Genomic DNA, 21341 nt, shown 5'->3' on the forward strand with positions numbered 1-21341 from the left:
ATGGCGATGTCGTTCGAGGAGGCGGTGGCCTTCGTGACCGGCCCGGGCGGTCCGATGGAGATCGTCGAGGCGACCGTGTGCGGTCACCCGACCAGGGTCTTCGCCACCGCTCCCCGCTCGCTGCGGGACCACTGGGAATCGCTGCGCGACCGCGGCGACGACACCTTCGTCGTCTACGAGGACGAGGAGTGGTCGTACGCAGACGTCCTGGGAGAGATCGACGCCCTGGCCGCCGCGCTGGTCGAGCGCTACGGGATCATCCGCGGCGACCGCGTCGCCATCGCCATGCGCAACCTCCCGGAGTGGATCGTCGCCTACGCGGCGATCACCTCGATCGGGGGCGTGGCGGTGCTGTTGAACGCGTGGTGGACCGGCCCGGAGCTCGAGTACGGCCTGACCGACTCGGGAGCGACGGTGCTCGTGGCCGACGAGGACCGCTACGCACGGGTGGCCGACCGGCTGGCGGAGATCGACGTCGAGGCCGTCGTCGTCCGCTCGGACGCCGTACTCGCCCCGCCTGCCGCTCACCTCCGTGACGTGGTGGTGGCCGGCTCCCGACGACCCGACGTCGACGTCGATCCGGACGACGACGCCACGATCCTCTACACCTCGGGGACCACCGGCCACCCCAAGGGCGCGGTCTCCACCCACCGGGCGGTGCTCACCGGGCTGTTCGGGTTCGCGTGCCGCACGGTCGTCGAGATGCTGCGGCGTGACCCCGGCGAGGCGCCGGCGCACCGTCCTGCGTTCATCCTCGTGGTGCCGCTCTTCCACGTCACGGGGTGCATCCCGGTGATGCTCGGCGCCACGCTGAGCGGCGCCAAGCTCGTGATGCTGCACAAGTGGGACCCCGCCCGGGCGCTCGAGCTGATCGAGCGCGAGCGGGTGACGAACTTCGTCGGGGTGCCGACGATGGCCGCCGACCTCCTCGCCTGCCCGGACTTCGCCACCCGCGACACGTCGTCGCTGCAGAACGTCAGCGGAGGGGGCGCGCCCATGGCGCCCGAGCTGGTGCGCCGCATCGACGGCTCCTTCGCCACGGCGCGGCCGATGCTGGGGTACGGGATGACCGAGACGAACGCCTACGGCCCGAGCAACAGCGGCGACGACTACCTCGCCAAGCCGGCCAGCACCGGCCGGGTGGTCCCCATCATCGAGGTGCGGGTCGTCGACGAGCACGGCGCCGCCCGGACGACCGGTGAGGTCGGCGAGATCTGCTTCCGCGGGGCGAGCCTCTTCCGCGGCTACTGGAACCGGCCCGAGGACACCGAGGCCGCGCTGAAGGACGGGTGGCTGCACACCGGCGACCTCGGCTACGTGGACGACGAGGGCTTCGTGTTCGTCGTCGATCGCCTGAAGGACATGGTGCTCCGCGGCGGTGAGAACGTGTACTGCGCCGAGGTCGAGGCGGCCGTCTACGAGCACCCGGGCGTCCACGAGGCAGCCGTCTTCGGTCTGCCCCACGACCGCCTCGGCGAGGAGGTGGCGTGCGCCGTGCAGCCCCGGGCCGGCGTCTCGATCGACGTCGACGAGCTCACCGACTTCCTTCGGGAGCGCATCGCCGCCTTCATGGTGCCGACGCGCTGGTTCGTCCACGAGGCACCCCTGCCCCGCGGCGCCACCGGGAAGATCCTCAAGCGGGAGCTGCGCGACGACGTGCTCGGGGGCCGGCCGGCCTAGGGGGACGGGACGAAGTAGCCGGCCACGTCGGCCACGATGTGGCACGAGGCCACCGAGCCGACGACCGAGATCTTCCCGCCCGTCCCGACCTTGGCGACGACGAGGTTGGCCCGGGTCTGACCTGCGGCGAAGTTGAGGTTCGAGGCGGTGGGCCGGGTCTCGCCGGTCGGGTGCACGGTGAGCCACCCCGAGGTCGTCGGCGCGGTGACCGTGAGGTTGACGACGACGGCCGTGACGCCGGTCGCGGGCACGCCCCCCACCCCGGTGACCTTCAGCTCGACGGGCTGGTCGGGCGGGACGATCGCCGTCCCGGTCCGCCCCACCCCGCTGCGGGTGTCGAGGATGCGGGCCGGCGGCAGCGCCAGGTGGCGGCCGGCGGTCGCGGTCGCGCTGAAGTAGCCGACGACGTCGGCGATGCAGTGGGTCGAGCCCCGGGCGTTGGCGATGCTGATCTTCCCGCCGGTGCCCACCTTGGCCACCACGAGGTTGGGCACCGTGTCGTTCGGTTCGTAGTTGAGGTTGGAGGCGTTGGGCTGCGTCGCCCCCTTGGGCCAGACGGTCAGCCAGCTCGATGTGTCGGGGGCGGTGGTGGTCATGTTCAGAACGACCGCGTCGACGCCCGTCGCGGGCACCCCGCCCACCCCGGCCACGGTGAGGTCGATCGCCGCCGTGCCGAGCGGTGTCCGGGCGCCGCTGCGGCCCGTGCCGTCACGGGTGTCGAGGATGCGGGACGGTGACAGGGGCGTGTACCGGGTTCCCGCGGCGGTGCCGTAGTAGCCGACCACGTCCACGACGACGTGCGCCGACCCGACGGCGTTGGTGAGCACCACCTTGCCGTCCCCTCCGAGCTTCGTCATCACCAGGTTGGGGACCGTCTGGCCGGCGACGAAGTTCAGGTTCGAGGCGTCCGGGGTGGCGACGCCGCTCGGCGAGACCGTGAGCCAGCTGTCCCGGGTGGCACCGGTGACGGTGACGTTGAGCACGGCCGCGGTGGCGCCGGAAGGCGGGATGCCGCCCTGCCCGGCGACCTGGACGAGCCGGGGGGAGCCGGCCGCCACCGGGGCGAGCGTGCCGCCGGTCCCGTCACGGGTGTCGACGATGCGCGAGGGGACGAGGGAGTTGAACATGGCCGGCGTCGGGGTGACGACGGGCGGGGGCGGGGGCGGGACGACCTGCCCGGGGGTGAGGGCGAACAGGTCGAGCGGGGCGTAGTCGGCCCCCAGGATCTGCCGGGCGTCGGCGTTCAGCCACCTCGTGAGGACGGTGGCGAAGACCTGCCGGAAGTCGCTGGTGGCGATGAGCTGGCGCCCCGGGGTGAGGGCGGTCAGCGAGGGCGGCGTGCCCTTCAGCCCCCCGGCCACGTTCTGGCCGACGAGCAACAGCGAGGAGGCCGTGCCGTGGTCGGTGCCGTTCGAGCCGTTGCGCTCCAGGCGCCGACCGAACTCCGAGAAGGTCATCACGGTGGTCCGGCCGGCGAACGTCGGCGAGAGGGTGGCGAAGAAGGCGCGCAGGCCGGCGTCGAGCTCCGCCATGCGGGCGTCGTGCATCGCGGGCTGGTTGGCGTGGCTGTCGAAGTCGCCGTAGCTCACGCCGAGCACCCGCACCCCGAGGTCGGCGTTGATCAGCCGCGCCGCCAGGGTCATCTCCTTGACCAGCTTCCCGGACGGCAGCTCCGGGCTGTACGAGGGGGCGATCGCCGCGGAGGTCTCGATGAGCAGCGCCCCGTTCCTGGCCAGCGCATCGCCCCAGGCGCCGGTGGTGGTCGAGGCCGATCCGAGGTCGCGCAGCACCTGGTACATCCGCTGGTCGTTGGCGTCGGTGCTCACCCCGAACGCCGGCGAGCTGGAGCCGACGGCGGTGGCCTTGGTCGTCGCGCCGGCGAGGTGGAGCGGGACACCCGAACCGATGCTGATCCCCCTGTAGGGGTCGGGCTGGGTGTTCATGCCGTCGAGCCACCGGCCGAGCCAACCCGACGTGGGCGGCCCACCCGGCGCCCAGGCCTGCATCCAGGTGGCCATCGACGTGAAGTGGCTCAGGTCGGGGTTCGCCAGGCCCACGCCGCGCACGACCGCGACCTTGCCCTGGTCGTAGCGCTCCTTCACGAAGGTGAGGCTCGGATGGAGCCCGAAGCCACCGGCGAGCGGGAGAGCCGTGGTCGCGGGGATGGCCAGCGCACCCCGCTGGGCGTAGTAGGCGCTGTCACCGGTGGGCACCACCATGTTCAGGCCGTCGTTGCCGCCTCCCATGAGCAGCACGACCAGCACGCCGTCGGTCGGGCCGATGGGGGCCGCATCGGCGAAGTCCTCCCAGCCCGGCACCAGGGCGGCCAGGGCCTGGGGTCCCACCACCGCACCGCCCAGCCCGAGGCCGACGGCCTGGAGGAAGCGGCGGCGCCCGACGCCACCGGGTGAGCGGTCGGGAGGGACGGTGAGGTGGGCGAGGGCGTCGGCGGTCTCGATGTCGGGTGGCAGCACGGTGATCTCCCCGCGTCAGGCGAGCTGGAACTCGGGGGTCAGGGGCACGAGCGTCAGGAGGTTCGGCTGGACCGCCCACGACTGGCCGGCGCTGCGCTGTGCGCTCACCCATGCCTCGAGCACCGAACGGGTCCGGGCGCTGGCGCGGTCGACGGCGAAGGTGTCGAAGGCCTGTTGGACGGCCACGGTGGGCGTGGCGCTGAGGGTCGAGGCGAGGACCCCGCGGTCGCGTGCCCGCCACGTGACGTACCGGACGAACCCGGCGCGCGCCGACGCCGCGCTCGTCGAGATCCAGTACCCGTTGGTCCGCCAGCCCGACACGTTGGGCGGGTCGAACGGCTCCTGGCCCATCGACCCCAGCCACCACTGCGGGTTGGCGTCGACGCCGGCGAGGCCGGTCGCCCGCATCACGCCCACCGCGAACTCGATCGGCGAGCGCACGAGGCCTTGGCGGGCGGTGGTCGTCCAGAAGTCGTCGTGGAGGAAGATCGCCCTGAGCAGCGCGCGGATGTCGAGCTGTGATGCGAACGCAGTGGCGATGGTGGTGAGCGTGGCGGACGACGGTTCCGGGCCGACGAGGAAGAGCCACAGCTTGCGGGCCACGAAGCGGGCTGCCAGGGCCCGGGTGGTGGCGTTGGTGAGGAGGTGGTCGATGATGTCGGGCCCGTCCCAGTTCTTCGTCACGCCCATGAAGGTCTTCTGGGTCGTGTCGTGCCACGGGGCGTAGAGCTCGTACTGGCGGGTGGTGTCGTTGATCCGGTGGCCGGTCCAGGCCTTGGCGGCGGCGTCGACGTCGGCCTCGGTGTAGTTGCCGACCCCGATCGTGAAGAGCTCCATGAGCTCCCGGGCGAAGTTCTGGTTCGGCTGGCCGGCTCGGTTGCGCCGGTTGTCGAGGTAGTCGAGCATCGCCGGCTCGATCGCCATCTTCTGGGTGAGGGTGGGGAAGCTCCCGAGCGCCAGCGACCGGTAGAGGCGGTTCTGGCGGACCATCCAGTCCATGTCGAAGACCTTGCCCTGGCCCGAGACGAAGTGGCCGTGCCAGAACAGGGTCATCTTCTCGACGATGGGCGTCGGACTCGTGGCCATCCGGTCGAGCCACCACTGGGTGGCGGCGACCCATTTGGGGTACTGGTCGACGGCCGGGTCGGCGATCGCCGCCGGGGGGTCGTCGGCGGGCGCGCCGGTGGTGGACAGGACGGCGTCGACGAGGTCCACCCGGTCGAGGGCGCCGAGCTCGGCGATGCGGGCCGGGGTGCCGCCGAAGCCGGCGCGGCGCAGGAGGTGGGCGACGTCGGCGGCAGGCGTGGGCATGGAGGCTCCGGTTGGCGGGGTCAGGGCCTTTCCCGGTCCGTATCGACCGATCACGCTCCGCGCTTTATCGATTCACGGAGAGTGGTCGGACGCGGGAGTGTCCGCCCACGGTCACCCGCCCGTGTCGGACGTCAACTCGACCGCCCGGCGGGTGAGGGCCTTGTAGTCGGCCTTGCCGTTGGCCGCCCGGTCGAGGGACGCCAGTGCGTGGACGCGCTTGGGGGCCTTGTAGCCGGCCAGGTGCTCCTTCACCTCGGCGATGACCGCCTGCTCGTCGAGCTCCGCCCCCGGGGAGAGCTCGACCATCGCCACGACGACCTCGCCGAAGCGATCGTCGGGCACGCCGACGCAGACCGCGTCGACGACGTCGGGGTGGCCCTTGACCGCCTCCTCGACCTCCTCGGGGTACACCTTCTCGCCACCGGTGTTGATGCACACCGACCCGCGGCCGAGGAGGCGCAACGTGCCGTCGGCGTCGACGGTGGCGTAGTCACCGGGCACCGACCAACGCGATCCCCCGAGATGGCGGAAGGTCGCCGCCGACTTCTCGGGGTCCTTGTGATAGCCGAGCGGCACCCGCCCCCGCATGGCGATCATCCCGATCTCCCCGCTGCCGGGCACGACCTCGCGGCCGTCCTCGGTGAGCACCTTGGTGTCGTCGCCGAGGGTGAACGACGCCGTGCCGGCCCGGCCCCGCTCGCCGTCCGCGGACGCGACCGACAGCGCCATCCCGACCGCCTCGGAGGACCCCAGGGTGTCGACGCACAGGAGGCGGGGCGCATGGGCCAGGAGCCCCTGCTTCACCGGCGCCGACCACATGACCCCCGACGACGTCATCACCCGCAGCGAGGAGATGTCCCATCGCCCGGGCTCGGCGTCGAGCGCGGCGAGCAGCGGCTTGGCCATGGCGTCACCCACGATGGCGATGCTCTTGACCTGCTCGCGCTCGACGGTGTCGAGGATCTCGACGACCGGGAAGTGGCGATCGACCAGGGTGATCACGGAACCGCCGCTGGACAGCGCCATGAAGGAGCTGAAGGCCCCGGTGCCGTGCATGAGGGGCGCCGCGGTCAGGTGGACCGGGCCCGGCTTCACCAGCGAGGCGGCGACGCCCTCCAGGCCGCCGTCGTCGGGGTGGCGCACCGCCGCCGAGGCGTTGAGCAGGGCGAACAGATCGTCCTGGCGCCACATGACGCCCTTCGGCAGACCCGTCGTGCCGCCCGTGTAGACGAGGTAGAGCTGGTCCGGGCTGCGCCCCCAGCGCGGGAGCGTCGGGCCGTCGTGAGGGGAGGACGCGACGATCTCGTCCCAGTCGGTCGCCCAGGGCGGGCACGGCCCGCTCCCGTCGTCGACCCACACCCAGCGCCGCGGCCCGGGGAGCTCGGCGCGGACCCGGTCCACCCGATCGGCGAACTCCCCGTGGAAGACCACGGTGCCGGCGTCGGCGTTGTCCCACAGGTAGGCGAGCTCGGACGGGGCGTAGCGGTAGTTCGTGTTGACCGGCGCCAGCCCGAGCTTGAACGCCGCGAAGACCGACACGAGGTACTCGGGGGAGGAGTAGAGGTACTGCGCCACGGTCTCCCCGGGCTCGGCCCCCTCCGCCAACAGCCACGCCGCGAGGGCGTCGGCCCGGCGGTCGAACTCACACCAGTCGAGACGCCGTCGGCCCTGCACCAGCGCGGGTGCCTCCGGCAGGGTGGCGGCGACCGTCTCCCACACGTCGGCGAAGTTCCATGCGGTCATGGACGACGATCGTGACACACGGGCGCGAACGGCCGGTCACCCCGGACCGGGCCGTCCGCCCCGCCGAGGCGCCTCCGCGGCGCGGGCCCTCACGAGGAAGCGCTCGACGGCCTCGGCCTGCTCGGCCCTCCAACGGGCCACCAGGTCGTCGCCGCCCCGCGAGACGGCCTCGATCACCGGGGCCAGCCGCTCACGCTGACGCTCGAGCAGGTCGGCGTTGCCGAGGCCGCGCCGGCGACGGAGCTCGAGCTTCAACAACAGCTCCGTGCGCACGTCGCGGAGGTGAGCGACCGGCTCCTCGAGCCAGCGGGCGTCGCTCCGGCGGCCGGCGGCGGTCGGCGCCAGGAGCGTGCGGGTCCGGCCGCCGCCGGGCGCCGTGCCTCGGCGCCGGAGGTGGCCGTCGTCGACCGACCGGTCGATCGCCCGGTAGACGAGCGGTCGACTGAGCGACCAGATCCGTCCGACCTCCCCGCCGGGGGCGAGCGCCGTGCCGACCGCCCAACCGTGCTCGATCCCCTCGACCACCAAGGCCAGGCACACGGGCTGGGCGAGGTCGGCGTCCGTGGGCTTGCGGGGCACCGGGCGATCGTACCGGGCCACGGCGCAGTAGTCAGAAGTTGACTACAGTCGGATCATGCGGACCCGAGGCCTCCCCGTGCTGTTCGTCGCCCTGGCCGCGCTCCTGGTGGCCGTCGGATGCGGGGGCTCGGACACGACGGCGACCGCCCCGGCGACCGGACCGACGGCGCTCGCGGGCGGCGAGGTCACGGTGCTCGCCGCCGCGTCGCTGACCGACGTGATCGGGACCGTCGCCGCCGGGTTCGAGGCCGCCAACGCCGGTGTGACGGTGGCGGCCTCGTTCGCGGCGTCCTCCGCCCTGACCGCCCAGATCCGCGAGGGCGCCCCGGCCGACGTGTTCGCGTCGGCGGACGAGGCGACGATGGACGCGCTGGCGGGCGAGGGCCTCCTGTCCGGGTCGCCCGTCGTGTTCGCCCGCAACCGGATCGCCATCGCCGTCGCCCCCGGCAACCCGCTCGGGATCACCGGGCTGGCCGACCTCGCCGCACCCGGCGTCGTGTACGTCGCCGCCGGGCCCGCCGTCCCCATCACGAGGTACGCCGACGAGGCGCTGGCCGACGCCGAGGTCACCGTCCGGCCCGTGAGCCAGGAGGCCGACGTGCGGGCGGTGCTCGCCAAGGTGGCCGCCGGCGAGGCCGACGCCGGGATCGTGTACAGCACCGACGTGGCCGCGTCCGAGGGAGCCGTGACCGGCGTCGAGCTCACCGAGGTGGGCATCGTGGCGACCTACCCCGCCGCCGCGCTGCGCGAGGCGTCGCGACCCGACCTGGCCGATGCTTTCGTGGCGTTCCTCGCCGGCCCCGTGGGTCAGCGGGCCCTCGCGGACGCCGGCTTCGCCCCTCCCGGGTGACCCGCCGCCCCCGCGTCCGGCGGGTCCCGCTCCCGGTGGCGGTGCTGGCCACGGTGGCGTCGGTGTTCTTCGCGCTGCCCATCGTGGGCCTCGTCGCTCGCGCCCCGTGGGGCGACGCCTGGGCGATCCTCACGGCCCCCGACACCCTCACCGCTCTGCGCCTCTCGCTCTGGACCTCGGGCTGGTCCACCGTCCTGTCGCTCGTCTTCGGCGTCCCCCTGGCGTGGGTGCTGGCCCGCAGCACCGTCCCCGGCCGCGCCGGCCTGCGAGCGCTCTCCACGCTCTCGATGGTGCTCCCGCCGGTGGTGGCCGGCGTCGCCCTCTTCGCCGCCCTCGGTCGACGCGGCATCGTCGGCCAGCACCTCTACGACTGGTTCGGCATCCGGCTTCCGTTCAGCACCGCCGGGGTGGTGCTGGCCCAGACGTTCGTGGCCATGCCGTTCCTCGTCATCACGGTGGACGCCGCGCTCCGCCAGGCCGGCACCGAGGCCGAGGAGGCCGCCCGGACGCTCGGCGGCGGTCCCTGGTACACCTTCCGCCGAGTGACCCTGCCGACCATCCGCCCGGCGCTCGTGGCCGGGGCGGTGCTGGCATGGGCCCGGGCGCTCGGCGAGTTCGGCGCCACGATCACCTTCGCCGGCAGCTTCCCGGGCACCACCCAGACGCTCCCGCTGGCCGTGTACCAGGCGCTGGAGACCGACCCCGGCCAGGCCGTCCTCGTGGCGCTGCTGATGGTGGCCATCTCGTTCACGGTGCTGGTGTCCCTGCGCCACCGCTGGCTCGGCGGAGGGCTCGCCCCCGGCGGGACCAGAGCGTGAACAGCGGGCTCGTCGCCGACGGCGGCCTCCGCGTCGGCACGCTCGACCTGCACGCCGCGATCGGCGTCCGCCCGGGCGAGGTCGTGGCCCTCCTCGGCCCCAACGGCGCCGGCAAGACGACGCTCCTGCGGGTGCTCGCCGGGCTCCTCCCTCTCGATCGCGGGCGCGTCACCCTCGACGACGAGGTGCTCGACGACCCGCTGATCGGCCGGTTCGTCGCGCCGGAACGCCGGCGCCTCGGCGTGGTCCTCCAGCACCTGGCGCTGTTCGAGCACCTCGACGTCCTGGAGAACGTGGCGTTCGGCCTGAGGGCCACGGGGATCCGCCGGGGCGAGGCGCGTCGCCGCGCCCGGGAGTGGCTCGACGTCGTGGGTCTCGCCGAGCGCGGCGGGGAGCGGCCCGGGGTCCTGTCGGGCGGCCAGCGCCAGCGGGTGGCGCTGGCCCGCGCCCTCGCCGCCGAACCCCGGGCGCTGCTCCTGGACGAACCCCTCGCCGCACTCGACGCCTCCACCCGTGTCGACGTGCGCATCGACCTGCGCCGCCACCTCGACGAGACCGGACTGGCGACGCTCCTCGTCACCCACGACCCCGTCGACGCCCACGTGCTGGCCGACAGGGTGGTCGTGCTCGAGGACGGCCGGGTCGTGCAGGAGGGCGCCCTCGCCGACCTCGGCGCCCACCCGGCCACCGACTACGTGGCCGATCTCGCCGGCGTCAACCTGGTGACGGGCGTGCTCGACGGCGACGTGCTCGTCACCCCCGAGGGCGTCCTGGTGCACGGCATCCGGTCCGACACGACGCCCGTCGGCGGACCCGGGCTGGCCGCGCTCGAACCGCGCGCCATCGCCCTCTACCGGGAGCCCCCGACCGGCAGCCCCCGCAACTGCTGGCCGACGCGCATCGCCGGGATCCAGGTCTTCCACGACCGCGCCCGGGTCCGCCTCGACGGTCCTCCCGCCACGACGGCGGAGATCACCGCGGGCGCGCTGGCCGAGCTGGCCCTGGCGCCGGGCGACGGCGTGTTCGCCGTGGCCAAGGCCACGGAGGTGCGGCTGTACCCGGGTTAGGCGTGCGAGGCGGGGCGGCGCTCGTTCAGGCCGTCGGTGTTGTCGTGCATGATCATGCGCTGCACCTCGAGCGAGAAGTTCTTGAGCTCGTCGACGTAGTCGAGCGGCTCGGGCATGCCCTCGATGTGGGGCCAGTCCGACCCGAAGATGATGCGGTCGGCACCCATGAGCTCGACCAGCTCGTGCACGTCGTCCTCCCAGAACGGGTTGATCCAGACGTGCTCGCGGAAGGTCTCCGAGGGCAGCTCGGGGAACCAGCCCGGCATCTTGGCGTGGGTCACGTCGAGCTTCTTCAGCAACGCCCTCAGGAAACCCGAGCCGTTCTCGACCGACGCCACCCGCACGTTGGGGAAGCGCTCGAAGAGCTTGTCGCAGACCAGTGCGGCGAGGAAGTCCTCGATCGGCCGGTCGAACATCGTCGCCATCTTGATGGGCTGCGGGCGGTTGCCGCTGTTGAAGTTGGCCGAGAACCCGGTGTCCTCGGCATAGCCGTTGGAGGAGTAGCCGCTGTCCCCGGCGTGGGCCACGACGGTGATGCCCGCCTCGTTGACCCGGGCCCAGAAGGGGTCGAACATCGGGTCGGCCGGCGAGCGGGGCCCGTCGACGGTGGTGGGGGCGGCGGGCCGCATCACGATGGTGCGCACGTCGCGGTCCAGCGCCCACTCGAGCTCGGCGACCGCCCAGTCGACGTCGACCAACGAGAAGTAGGGCGCCCCGAAGATCCGGTCCCGGTACGCGAAGCCCCAGTCCTCCTCCAGCCATCGGTTGAAGGCGGTGAAGACCATCTGCACGGCGACCGGGTCGTGCTTGAGGAGCTCCTCGTAGATCATGCCGAGCGTGGGGAAGAGCCAGCACTTCTCGAGGCCGTGCTCGTCGAGGGTGGCGATGCGGGCGTCGCGGTCGCGGTACGCGGGGCGGATCGGCTCACGCTGCTTCATGAGCTCGAGCGGGGACTCGCCGCTCGGGTTGCCCCGGAAGTAGTCCTTCAGGATCCCGGGAGGCGACACCGGGTCGAACGTGGGGTTCACGACCGCCCGGCAGACCTTGCCGGCGATGACGTGGTACTTGCGGCCGTTGATCTCGCACCACTCGATGGTGCGGGGCCCGGTGCGGGGATCGAGGTGCCGGGTGAAGGCGTCGAGCGCCTCGTAGTAGTGGTTGTCGGCGTCGAAGCAGGGGTACGCGGGGGCGGTCATGTCACCAACCTACTACGCAACGGGCCGCTCCGACAAGGTTGTGTAGTACGTCTCGGAGGCCTCGGACCAGCGCGCCTGGAGTTCGGTGAAGCGGGCCTTGGCCCTCGCGCCCGCCCAGTCGGCGGGCAGGAGGGTCGAGGGCAGCGCCGGGTCGATGCTGAGCAGGTGGCGCCACTCGTGGGCGAGACGGGTGCGCAACGCGAACGCCTCGCGGTCGTCGACCGGCTCGGCGTCGGCGAAGTCGGCGAGGAACCGTTCGTGGGCCCGAGCCGCCCCCTCGAGGTCCCAGGCACCGGCGACGACCTCGGCGGGCGTCGCCGAACCCGCGGTCGGCGCGGCGGTGAAGAAGACGGCTCCCGCCTCGAGGCCGAGCTCGCCGAGCACGACCCGGGCACCCGCCTCGGCACGAAGGTCGGCCGACACCCAGAGGCTCGGCCCGAGCGACCCGAAGCCCTCGAAGTCGAGGCCCGAGGCGAGCCGGTCGCGGCGGAGGCGGTCGGGCGGGGGGCCGGTCAGGCTCACCAACAGGAAGTGGCCGTCCCATTCGCGGTCGGGCAGGAGGGAGCGGGCGAGCCGATCGCGGGCGGACTGGAGCAGGCGCCGCCCGGCGGGCGACAGGGACCAGCGCGTGTACCGCCCGACCGATTCGCCGACCAGCCACCCGTCGGCGGCCGTCCGGTTGACCGCCTGGCGGGCCGCCCGCTCCTCGACCCCGAGGGCCTCGAGCGCACCGACGAGCGTGGACGTCCAGACGTCGACGCCCCGCGGCATGACGTACTGCCCGAGGATGCCCACGAGCAGCGACCGGGCGCTCGGCCCACCGTCGGCGCGACGGCGCGTGGGCGTCACCACCACGTCGGAGCCGGAACCGGTCATGGGCGCCGATCGTAGGGCGCGCCGCACGCGGCGACGTCCGACCGGCGTGCCTCCCTCGGCGTCGGCGAGCGACACTGGGAAGATGGACGACGGCAGCGACGAGCGGGACCCCGACCCCGAACGGGGCCCCGGCCGGCCGGCGGCGGAGTGGGCCCGCTGGCGTGCAGAGGTGGACCTCGACGAGTACGACACCCGCTGGGAGCGCCTCGCGGCGAGCGGCGTCGATCCCCACGGAGAGGTCGACCTCGTGGTGCGCTACCGGCCCCGGCGCGTGCTCGACGCCGGGTGCGGCACCGGCCGAGTGGCCATCGAGCTCGACCGCCGGGGGATCGAGGTCACCGGCGTGGACCTCGACCCGGACCTCCTGGCCAGGGCCCGCGCACGCGCCCCCTCGCTGCGGTGGATGGAGGCCGACCTCGCCGCACTCGACGACGTCGAGCTCGGCGGCGCCTTCGACGTGGTGGTGGCAGCGGGGAACGTCATCGGCTTCGTCGACGCCGACCGCCGGACCGCCGTCGTGCACGCCTGCGCCCGACGCCTCGCGCCGGGCGGCCGCCTCGTCGCCGGCTTCCAGCTACGGCCCGACTGGCCGACGCTGCAGGCGTACGACGCGTGGTGCACCGAGGGCGGGCTCGTCCTCGAGGACCGTTGGTCGACCTGGGACCGACGACCGATCGGACCCGACCCGGACTACGCGGTGTCGGTCCACCGCAGGGACGGCTGATCGGCGGACGCCGCGAAGTCGTCCGGCGTCACCACCTCGTCGACGAGCCCCCAGTCGAGGGCGGTCGCGGCGTCGATCGTCGCTCCCGTGAGCGCCACCCACGCCGTGCGCTGCCGGCCGATCCGACGCGGCACCGACGCCGTGCCCCCGGCCCCCGGGACGAGGCCCATCCCGACCTCGGGGAGTCGGAACACGGCGTCGTCGCGGGCCTCCACCCGGTGGGCGAACGCCGCCCACTCCATCCCGGCGCCGACGGCAGCCCCGTGGACGTGGGCGACGAGGCGCGGTGAGCACCGCACGAGATCGAGGGCCGGCGACCGGGTCGAGCGCACCAGGTGGGCGGTGACCGGGTCGGGCGCGCTGCCGAACTCGTGGAGGTCGCCCCCGCTGCAGAACGAGGGTCCCACCCCCCACAGGTGGACCTCGGCCACCGTGGGGTCGGCGAGGGCCACGTCCAGCGCGGCGTGCAGGTCGTCGCGGAGGCGGGCGCTCACGGCGTTGCGGGCCTCGGGCCTCGTCAGCGCGACGTCGAGGCGCGACCCGTGGCGGCCGCCTCGTACGAGAGGCCCCCCGCCGGCCCGGGGCAACGCTGCGTCCCGCCCGGCGAGCCACGCCCGGTGGTCGGGGCCCGACTGGAGCATCGAGTAGACGAACGACTCGGCCAGCACCGCGTCCACGAGCGAGAGGTGCTGCCCGGCCCGGAGCAGCTGCACGAGCGCCACCGACGCCGCCGGGGAGCGGGCGATGCCGGACCGCAGCTCGACGAGCGCCGCGTCGACGTCCGCGACGGCCACCGACGACCGGTCCGCACCGTTCCCTCCGGGCGGCTCCCCGGCGAGCACGACGTCGAACGCCACGGCGGGCGGGGGGAGGGTCGAACCGGTGGGAACCCCGACGACGACGGCCGCCGCGAAGGGGATCTCGGCGGCCAGGGCGCCCAGGGCCGCGGCGTCGTCGGCGGTGTCACCGAACCCCACGGCGACCATCGCCGACCCACCGAGGACGCCGACGTCGTCCGCCGCCAAGCGCAGCGCCACCGCGGCCTCGGCCGCGCCGAGCAGCCGCGGCGCCGCCCGGTCAACCATGGACCGCCTCGCCCCCGAAGAAGGTGAACCGGACGTGGTCGCTCGACGGCGCCCGGAGCGCCGCGGCGAGCGGCTGGTGCAGGAGGCAGAGATCCGCCGGGCGGCCGACCTCGACCGTGCGGACGGGCCCGCCGGGGTCGAGCGCAGGGGTCAGGTAGCCGGCCAGCGCCTCGCCGGCGGTGAGCGCCTCGTCGGGCCCGAGGACGACGCCGGCCGCGGTTCGCCGTTCGACCGAGGCCGCCACGGCGGCCCACGGGTCGGCGGAGGCCACCGGGGCGTCGCTGCTCAGCGCGACCGGCACCCCCGCCCGGCGCAGCGATGCCAGCCGGTAGAGGTCCGGGAGGTCGACCGGATCGACGGCGGCGAGGTAGTGGTCGCCCCGCTCGGCGACGAAGGACGGTTGGGTCACGACGGTCACGGGCACGGTGGCCAGGTAGCCGTCGAGGGCGGGGGGCAGCAGCGAGGCGTGCTCGAGCCGGTCGCCACGGCGGGCCCCGGCCTGGCGCAGCGCGGCCACCGCGGCGACGCACTCGGCGCGCGTCACGCAGTGCACGGCCACCGCCCTCCCGCTGTCGTGCACGCGCGCCATGCGCCGCGCCAGCTCGTCGACGTCGAGGCCCCGGTGCTCGTCGACCACCAGCTTCCGGGGGCCGAGGTCGGCCCAGGGGCCGAGACGGTCGTCGTCGGGGCGCCCGAGCACGGTGAGCCGCGCCCGGAGCGTGCCGTCGGCCCGGGCCCCGACGAGCAGGTCGAGCGCGCCGTCGTCGAGCGAGGGCGTGGTGTCGGTGACCCCGGTGATCCCATGGGCCGCCAGGCGCCGCGCCACCTCCGCGAGGTCCGGCGGCGCGGCCCCGACCCGGCCGCGCAGCCACCCGTCGAGGCGGTGGAGCCATCCGGTGGCCGAGCCGTCGTCGGCCCGCTCGACGCCGGCCGGGGGGTCGCCGGCGGCCGCACCGGGACCGGGGGCGGGATCGAGCCCGAGGGCCACCAGGCCGGCCGTCGACACCACCCACGACAGCCCGCTGCGATGCTGCACCCTCACGGGAACGGCCCCGCACGTGGCGTCGAGTCGATCACGGTCCATCGGTCCGTGGTCGTGCTCGTCGTAGCCGGCGACGCGGAGCCACCGCCCCGTGCGGGGCGCGGCGACCGCGGCGGTGAGGTGGCGGTCGACGGCCGCCGGACCGACGAGCGGGCCGAGGTCCACCGAACCCAGCCGGGCCGCCCACGCCAGGAGGTGGAGGTGGTGGTCGTGGAGCCCGGGGAGCAGCGCGCCGCCCCGGGCGTCGATCACGTCGGCGTCGGTGCGGTCCACGAGGGCGTTGTCGTCGACGTCGACGACGCACCCCCCGTCGAGGCGGACCGCCCGCCCGGGGCGGCCGCCGATCTCGGCGTCGACCACGACGACGGCGGTCACGTCGGCACCGGGGCCGGATCGCGGGGAGGGCCGACCCGACGGGCCGCCCACACGGCGGCCCGGGCCACCTCCCGCAGGGCGACGTCGACCAGCAACCCGCCCCCGTCCGCCCGGGCGCGGGCGGCGGCTCCCGCCGCCACCATCCCGGCCAGCGGGTCGGCGACCGCGTCGCCGACGAAGGCGGGCCGACCTCCCGCGACCTCGACGAGGCCTCCGGCTGCCGCCGCGTCGTCGCCGAACCCCACCCGATCGGCCCAGGGGCCGCGGCGGCCGTAGGCGGTGATCGACACCCACACCGCCCCGGGCTTCAGCACCTCGGTGGGCTCGATCCCCATCTGACGAAGGGCCCGGGGCCGCGAACCCTCGATCACGACATCGGCCGTGGACACCAGGGCGCGGAGCTCGTCGTGTCCGGCCGGGGTGGCCAGGTCGATGGTGCGGTGCTCCTTGCGGCCGTTGAGCAGGTCGAAGAAGGCGCGGTTCCCCGCCCGGGCGCCGTCGGGGCGGGTGGTCGACTCCACCTTCACGACCCGCATCCCCGCCTCGGCGAGGAGTCGGCCGCAGAGCGGCCCGGCCCACAACGACGAGAGGTCGACGACGAGCGGTCGAGCGCCGTCGGGATGCCGGGCCTCGGCGACGCGCTCGACGAGGTGGCTCCGTGTGCCGTCGACCGTGCCCCGCTCGGACAGCTGCTCGTCGCCGGCGGTCAGGTCCGCAGGAGTCACCGGGACGGCGGCGACCGCCAGCCCGAGGAGTCGACCCCGATCGACGACCTCCGCGGTGGCGAGATCGCGCACGGCGGCGCCGACCTGCTCCCACGGCACGTCGAACCCCCCGTCGGCGGTCACCGAGAGCCAGGCCGGCAGGAGGTCGACGTCGTCGGGGCGGGGCAGGTTCACCGCCACCCAGCCGTCGGCCGCCGCCAGGAGGCGGCACGACCCTCCGGCCGACACCTGCCCGGCCGCTCGGCGCCCGAGCAGGCGGGACCGTTCGGCGAGCAGGTCCTCGGCGGCCGGGACCCTCGCGACGGCCCCTCCGGTCACCTGCCGCGCGACGAGCGCCGGCTCCGCCAGGGCGGCGTCACCGACCTCGGCCGCCGCGGCGAGGAGCGCAGGCGCCCCCACCGTCGACCGTCAGTCCGCCAGGTCGGCGAGGACCTCGCGGCGCAGCAGCTTCCCCGTGGGGGTGCGGGGCAGGTCGTCGCGGAACACCACGAGCTCAGGGGTCTTCGAGCCGCGGAGGTGCTCACGGGCGAACGCCTGGAGCTCCTCGGCGGTCGGCTCGGCGCCGGGCGCGGCCACCACCACGGCCGCGATGCGCTGGCCCCACTCGTCGTCGGGCACGCCCACCACCACCACGTCGGCGACGCCCGGGTGGCGGGCCAGCACGTCCTCGATCTCGGCGGGGGCGATGTTCTCCCCGCCGCGGATGATCGTGTCGTCGGCGCGGCCCTCGATGAAGAGGTACCCCTCGGCGTCGATCCACCCGCGGTCCTTGGTGGGGAACCAGCCCTCCTCGTCGAGCACGCTGAAGCCGTCGTACTCACCCGACACCTGCTCGCCGCGGAGGAAGACCAGACCGGGCTCGCCGTCGGGCAGCACCTCACCGTCCGGTCCCCGGACCTCGACCTCGATGCCCGGCAGCAGCCGGCCCACCGAGCCGAGGCGCTCGCGGGCGACGGGATCGCCGGCGCGGGCCGCGGCGTGGTCGTCGGGACCGAGCAGGGCGATGGTCGACGACGTCTCGGTGAGCCCGTAGGCGTTGACGAACCCGGTGCCCGCGAAGAGCTCGAGCGCCTGCTCGAGCACGGGGAGCGGCATGCGCGAACCGCCGTAGGACAGGGTGCGCAGGGTGGGCACGTCGGCCGGCGCGCCGCCGAGCTCGGCGACGACCCGGGCCAACATCGTCGGCACGACCATGGCCTGGGTCACCCCGTGGCGACGGATCGTGTCGAGCCAGGCCGCGGCGTCGAAGGCGTCGAGGTAGATGATGCGGCGGCCGGCGTAGACGTTCGACAGGAGGTTGGCCATGCCGGCGATGTGGTACGGCGGCACGGTGACCAGCGCCGACTGCTCCTCCTCGGCCGCCGCGAACTCGACGGTGCCGATCACGTAGGCGGTGAGGTGGCGATGGCGCAGCAGCGCCGCCTTCGGCACGCCGGACGTGCCGGAGGTGTAGAGCACCACCGCGACGTCGTCGGGGTCGACGAAACCGGGGAGCTCGGCCGCCCCCGTCGCCTCGACGCCGAGCAGCTCGCGACGGTCGATCGTGCGGGCGGGGTCTGCACCGGGGACCGGGAGCTCCTCGGCCACCACCAGCGCGCCGGGGTGGGCCTCGACGAGGGGTTGGAGCTGCTCGACGGCGAGTCGGTAGTTGAGGGGGATGAACGGCACCCCTGCCGCGGCGGCGCCGAACAGGGCCACCGGGAACGTGGCGTCGTTGGTGCCGCAGTAGACGAGCGAGTCGTGGCCTCCCGCGGCGATGCGCTCGGCGCACGCCGTGGCCGCCGCTGCGAGGTCGGCATAGGTGAGGACCACGTCGCCGCTGACGACGGCGGGACGGTCGGCCAGCGTCGAGCCGGCCATCTCGAGCAGGAGGCCGAGGTTCACGGACGGACCCCGGTCAGTCGGAGGAGGGCAGGGGCTTCGCGCCCTTGATCGTCAGCGGTCGCCCGTCGACGGCCAGCGGGCCGGGACCGGGCTTGGAGCACAGCACCTCGATGCCGGACTCCTCGTCGGTGTAGCGCTTGCCGACGAGCACCTGGTCGTCGTCGCTCGACGTGGCCGTGTCGGTGCGCTCCGACGCGGGGTCGACGACCGCCTCCCCGGCGCAGGTCAGCTCGACCTCGGTGCCCGGGGGGCGCACGACGACGACCTCCGTCGAGCCCGTCGGGCACGCCAACCGCTGTCCTGCCTTGATCTCCATGTCCCCGTGGCCTTTCTCGCTACCTGTGCGGACGGTACCGGGGCGACCGCCACGACCAGCGGTCGCCCCGAATGGATCTGACACTAACGTCACACACGAGGGTCGGATCCCCGGCGCGGCACCCGAGCCCGTGCCGGGCGCCGACGGCGACCACCTACGATCGGGCGTCGGGCCGATCCGAGGGGGAGCAGATGACCGACCAGACGACGCGCTTCGAGGGCAGGGTGGCGCTGGTGACCGGCGCCGGATCGGGCATCGGGCGCGCCACCGCGGCCCGCCTGGCCGCCGAGGGGGCCTCGGTCCTCGGGGTCGACATCAGCGAGGCCGGCCTGGCCGGCACGGTCGAGCTGATCGGGGCACGGGGCGGCGGGCGCATCGAGACCAGCGTGAACGACGTGAGCCGTCCCGAGGAGTGCCGGGCCGCCGTGGCCACCGCGATCGACGCCTTCGGCCGGCTGGACGTGCTCGGCAACGTGGCGGGGATCGCCCGCAGCGAGCACGTCACGGAGGTGAGCGAGGAGCGGTACCGCCAGATGTTCGGCGTGAACACCGACGGCCCGTTCTTCATGTGCCAGGCCGCCATCCCGCACCTGCTGGAGACCGACGGCAACATCGTCAACATCGCCTCGAACGCCGGGTTGATGGGCCAGGCCTACACGGTCGTGTACTGCATGACGAAGGGGGCGGTCGTCCAGCTCACCCGGGCCCTGGCGATGGAGTTCGCCACGACCGGGATGCGGGTCAACGCCATCGCCCCGGGGGGCGTGGAGAGCAACCTGACGGCGAGCTACGAGATGCCGGCCGAGATCGATTTCGACCTCATGCGCCCCTACATGGGCTTCAGGGGGATGGGTCAGCCCGACGACATCGCCGGGCTCTTCGCCTTCGTCGCCTCCGACGAGGGGCGCAACATCCACGGGGCGATCCTCTCGAGCGACAACGGCATCACCGCCGGTTGAGACCGTGGACGAAGCGACGGCGTCGGCACCGGTCCTCACGTCGAACGTCGACCCGTCGAGCGAGGTCTACGCCACCGACCGCGCTGCGATGGACGCCGCGGTCGCCGAGCTCCGGGAGCTGCGCGCCGTGGCGCGCCTCGGCGGCACCGAGGCCGCCCGGGCCCGCCACACCGAACGGGGCAAGCTGTTGCCGCGCGACCGGGTGGAGGCGTTGCTGGACCCGGGCTCGCCCTTCCTCGAGCTGTCGCCGCTCGCCGCCCACGGCCTCTACGACGGCGAGGCACCGGGCGCCGGGCTGATCACCGGTGTCGGCCGGGTGAGCGGGCGGCTCTGCGTGGTGGTCGCCAACGACGCCACGGTCAAGGGCGGCACCTACTACCCCATGACCGTGAAGAAGCACCTCCGCGCCCAGGAGGTGGCCCTCGACAACCACCTGCCGTGCATCTACCTGGTCGACTCCGGCGGCGCCTATCTGCCCGCCCAGGACGAGGTGTTCCCCGACCGCGACCACTTCGGGCGCATCTTCTACAACCAGGCCACCCTCTCGAAGGCGGGGATCGGCCAGATCTCCGCGGTCATGGGCTCGTGCACGGCGGGCGGCGCCTACGTGCCGGCGATGAGCGACGAGACGGTGATCGTCAGGGACCAGGGCACGATCTTCCTCGGCGGTCCCCCGCTCGTGAAGGCCGCGACCGGCGAGGAGGTCACCGCCGAGGAGCTCGGCGGGGGCGAGCTGCACGCCCGCACGTCGGGGGTGGTCGACCACCTCGCCGAGAACGACCGCCACGCGCTGCGCATCGTCCGGCGGATCGTGGCCACGCTCCCACCCACGCCCACGCCGCCGTGGCCGGTGGAGGTGTCCGAGGAGCCCGTCGTCGACCCGTCGGAGCTGCACGGGGTGGTGCCGGCCGATCCTCGCCGGCCCTACGACCCGCGCGAGGTGATCGCCCGGGTGGTGGACGGGAGCCGCTTCGCCGAGTTCAAGGCGGAGTACGCGACCACGCTCGTCACCGGCTTCGCCCACGTGTGGGGCCACCCGGTGGGGATCGTGGCCAACGACGGCGTGCTGTTCGGCGAGTCGGCGTCGAAGGGCGCCCACTTCGTGGAGCTGTGCGACCGTCGGGGCATCCCGCTGCTGTTCCTGCAGAACATCACCGGGTTCATGGTCGGCCGCGACGTCGAGGCCGCCGGCATCGCCAAGGACGGCGCCAAGATGGTGAACGCCGTCGCCTGCGCGCGGGTGCCGAAGCTGACCGTCGTGGTGGGCGGGTCGTTCGGCGCCGGGAACTACAGCATGTGCGGGCGGGCCTACTCCCCTCGCTTCCTGTGGATGTGGCCGAACGCCCGCATCTCGGTGATGGGCGGTGAGCAGGCCGCCGCGGTGCTCGCCACGGTGCGCCGTGACCAGGTCGAGGCCCGCGGCGACACCTGGGGCGACGACGAGGAGGCGGCGTTCCGGGCGCCGATCCGCGAGCAGTACGAGACCCAGGGGCGCGCCCTCTACTCCACGGCCCGGCTGTGGGACGACGGGATCATCGAGCCCAGCGACACCCGGATGGCGGTCGGGTTGGCGCTGGCCGCCGCGGGCGCCGCCCCCCTCGGACCGCTCGGCTACGCCGTGTTCCGGATGTGAGCTG

At 74.0% G+C, this 21341-nt stretch carries 18 protein-coding genes; 7 read left to right on the forward strand and 11 right to left on the reverse strand.

The window, feature by feature from the left end:
- Nucleotides 1-1680, forward strand: a complete 1680-nt coding sequence (locus MUE36_02085; GenBank protein MCU0309717.1) for an acyl--CoA ligase — start codon at nucleotides 1-3, stop codon at nucleotides 1678-1680.
- On the opposite strand, the gene MUE36_02090 is transcribed toward MUE36_02085, so the two are convergent.
- The 4 genes from MUE36_02090 to MUE36_02105 form a co-directional block, all read right to left on the reverse strand.
- Nucleotides 1677-4154: a DUF1501 domain-containing protein gene (locus MUE36_02090; GenBank protein ID MCU0309718.1), complete on the reverse strand. Its 2478-nt coding sequence runs from the start codon at nucleotides 4152-4154 to the stop codon at nucleotides 1677-1679. The genes MUE36_02085 and MUE36_02090 overlap by 4 nt on opposite strands.
- Nucleotides 4155-4169: 15 nt before the next feature.
- A complete protein-coding gene (locus MUE36_02095; protein MCU0309719.1) occupies nucleotides 4170-5465 on the reverse strand; it encodes a DUF1800 domain-containing protein in 1296 nt (431 codons plus the stop codon).
- A 111-nt stretch (nucleotides 5466-5576) separates the two neighbouring features.
- Nucleotides 5577-7208 carry an AMP-binding protein gene (locus tag MUE36_02100; protein MCU0309720.1) on the reverse strand — a complete coding sequence of 544 codons (1632 nt, stop codon included), beginning with the start codon at nucleotides 7206-7208 and terminating at the stop codon, nucleotides 5577-5579.
- Between the two features lie 36 nt (nucleotides 7209-7244).
- On the reverse strand, nucleotides 7245-7787 hold the full coding sequence (locus MUE36_02105; GenBank protein ID MCU0309721.1) for a PadR family transcriptional regulator: 543 nt from the start codon (nucleotides 7785-7787) through the stop codon (nucleotides 7245-7247).
- 55 nt (nucleotides 7788-7842) lie between these two features.
- On the opposite strand from MUE36_02105, the gene modA reads away from it, so the two are divergent.
- From modA to MUE36_02120, 3 genes are read left to right on the forward strand one after another with little or no spacing between them, the layout of a single operon-like run.
- On the forward strand, nucleotides 7843-8637 hold the full coding sequence (gene modA, locus MUE36_02110) for a molybdate ABC transporter substrate-binding protein (GenBank protein MCU0309722.1): 795 nt from the start codon (nucleotides 7843-7845) through the stop codon (nucleotides 8635-8637).
- Nucleotides 8634-9455 (forward strand): ABC transporter permease, encoded by an 822-nt coding sequence (locus MUE36_02115; protein MCU0309723.1) that lies wholly within the window; start codon nucleotides 8634-8636, stop codon nucleotides 9453-9455. Before modA ends, MUE36_02115 begins: the two co-directional genes overlap by 4 nt.
- Nucleotides 9452-10522, forward strand: coding sequence for an ABC transporter ATP-binding protein (locus MUE36_02120; GenBank protein MCU0309724.1), 1071 nt, complete (start codon nucleotides 9452-9454; stop codon nucleotides 10520-10522). The genes MUE36_02115 and MUE36_02120 overlap by 4 nt, the downstream gene beginning before the upstream one ends.
- Here MUE36_02120 and MUE36_02125 read toward each other — a convergent pair.
- Complete coding sequence (locus MUE36_02125) at nucleotides 10519-11718, reverse strand: amidohydrolase (protein ID MCU0309725.1); 1200 nt, start codon at nucleotides 11716-11718, stop codon at nucleotides 10519-10521. The two genes, MUE36_02120 and MUE36_02125, sit on opposite strands and share 4 nt — an antisense overlap.
- Before the next feature lie 12 nt (nucleotides 11719-11730).
- The gene (locus tag MUE36_02130; protein ID MCU0309726.1) at nucleotides 11731-12594 is read right to left on the reverse strand and encodes a hypothetical protein; all 864 of its coding nucleotides are present in this window, start codon (nucleotides 12592-12594) and stop codon (nucleotides 11731-11733) included.
- Between the two features lie 82 nt (nucleotides 12595-12676).
- Here MUE36_02130 and MUE36_02135 point away from each other — a divergent pair, with 82 nt between their 5' ends.
- Complete coding sequence (locus tag MUE36_02135) at nucleotides 12677-13318, forward strand: class I SAM-dependent methyltransferase (protein MCU0309727.1); 642 nt, start codon at nucleotides 12677-12679, stop codon at nucleotides 13316-13318.
- On the opposite strand, the gene MUE36_02140 is transcribed toward MUE36_02135, so the two are convergent.
- Genes MUE36_02140 through MUE36_02160 form a run of 5 tightly spaced genes read right to left on the reverse strand, consistent with a single transcriptional unit; the run spans nucleotide 13285 to nucleotide 18745 of the window.
- Nucleotides 13285-14403, reverse strand: coding sequence for an enoyl-CoA hydratase/isomerase family protein (locus MUE36_02140; GenBank protein MCU0309728.1), 1119 nt, complete (start codon nucleotides 14401-14403; stop codon nucleotides 13285-13287). The two genes, MUE36_02135 and MUE36_02140, sit on opposite strands and share 34 nt — an antisense overlap.
- Nucleotides 14396-15820, reverse strand: coding sequence for an amidohydrolase family protein (locus MUE36_02145; GenBank protein MCU0309729.1), 1425 nt, complete (start codon nucleotides 15818-15820; stop codon nucleotides 14396-14398). Before MUE36_02145 ends, MUE36_02140 begins: the two co-directional genes overlap by 8 nt.
- Complete coding sequence (locus MUE36_02150) at nucleotides 15817-16944, reverse strand: CoA transferase (protein ID MCU0309730.1); 1128 nt, start codon at nucleotides 16942-16944, stop codon at nucleotides 15817-15819. Before MUE36_02150 ends, MUE36_02145 begins: the two co-directional genes overlap by 4 nt.
- 9 nt (nucleotides 16945-16953) lie before the next feature.
- Complete coding sequence (locus MUE36_02155) at nucleotides 16954-18429, reverse strand: AMP-binding protein (GenBank protein MCU0309731.1); 1476 nt, start codon at nucleotides 18427-18429, stop codon at nucleotides 16954-16956.
- A gap of 13 nt (nucleotides 18430-18442) precedes the next feature.
- Entirely contained in the window at nucleotides 18443-18745 is a 303-nt protein-coding gene (locus tag MUE36_02160; protein MCU0309732.1) for a hypothetical protein, read from the reverse strand.
- A gap of 191 nt (nucleotides 18746-18936) precedes the next feature.
- Here MUE36_02160 and MUE36_02165 point away from each other — a divergent pair, with 191 nt between their 5' ends.
- Complete coding sequence (locus MUE36_02165) at nucleotides 18937-19704, forward strand: SDR family oxidoreductase (protein ID MCU0309733.1); 768 nt, start codon at nucleotides 18937-18939, stop codon at nucleotides 19702-19704.
- A 4-nt stretch (nucleotides 19705-19708) separates the two neighbouring features.
- Nucleotides 19709-21337: an acyl-CoA carboxylase subunit beta gene (locus MUE36_02170; GenBank protein MCU0309734.1), complete on the forward strand. Its 1629-nt coding sequence runs from the start codon at nucleotides 19709-19711 to the stop codon at nucleotides 21335-21337.
- The last annotated feature ends 4 nt before the right edge of the window (nucleotides 21338-21341 follow it).

This window comes from Acidimicrobiales bacterium (assembly GCA_025455885.1).
GTDB lineage: Bacteria > Actinomycetota > Acidimicrobiia > Acidimicrobiales > Acidimicrobilacustridaceae > Rhabdothermincola_A.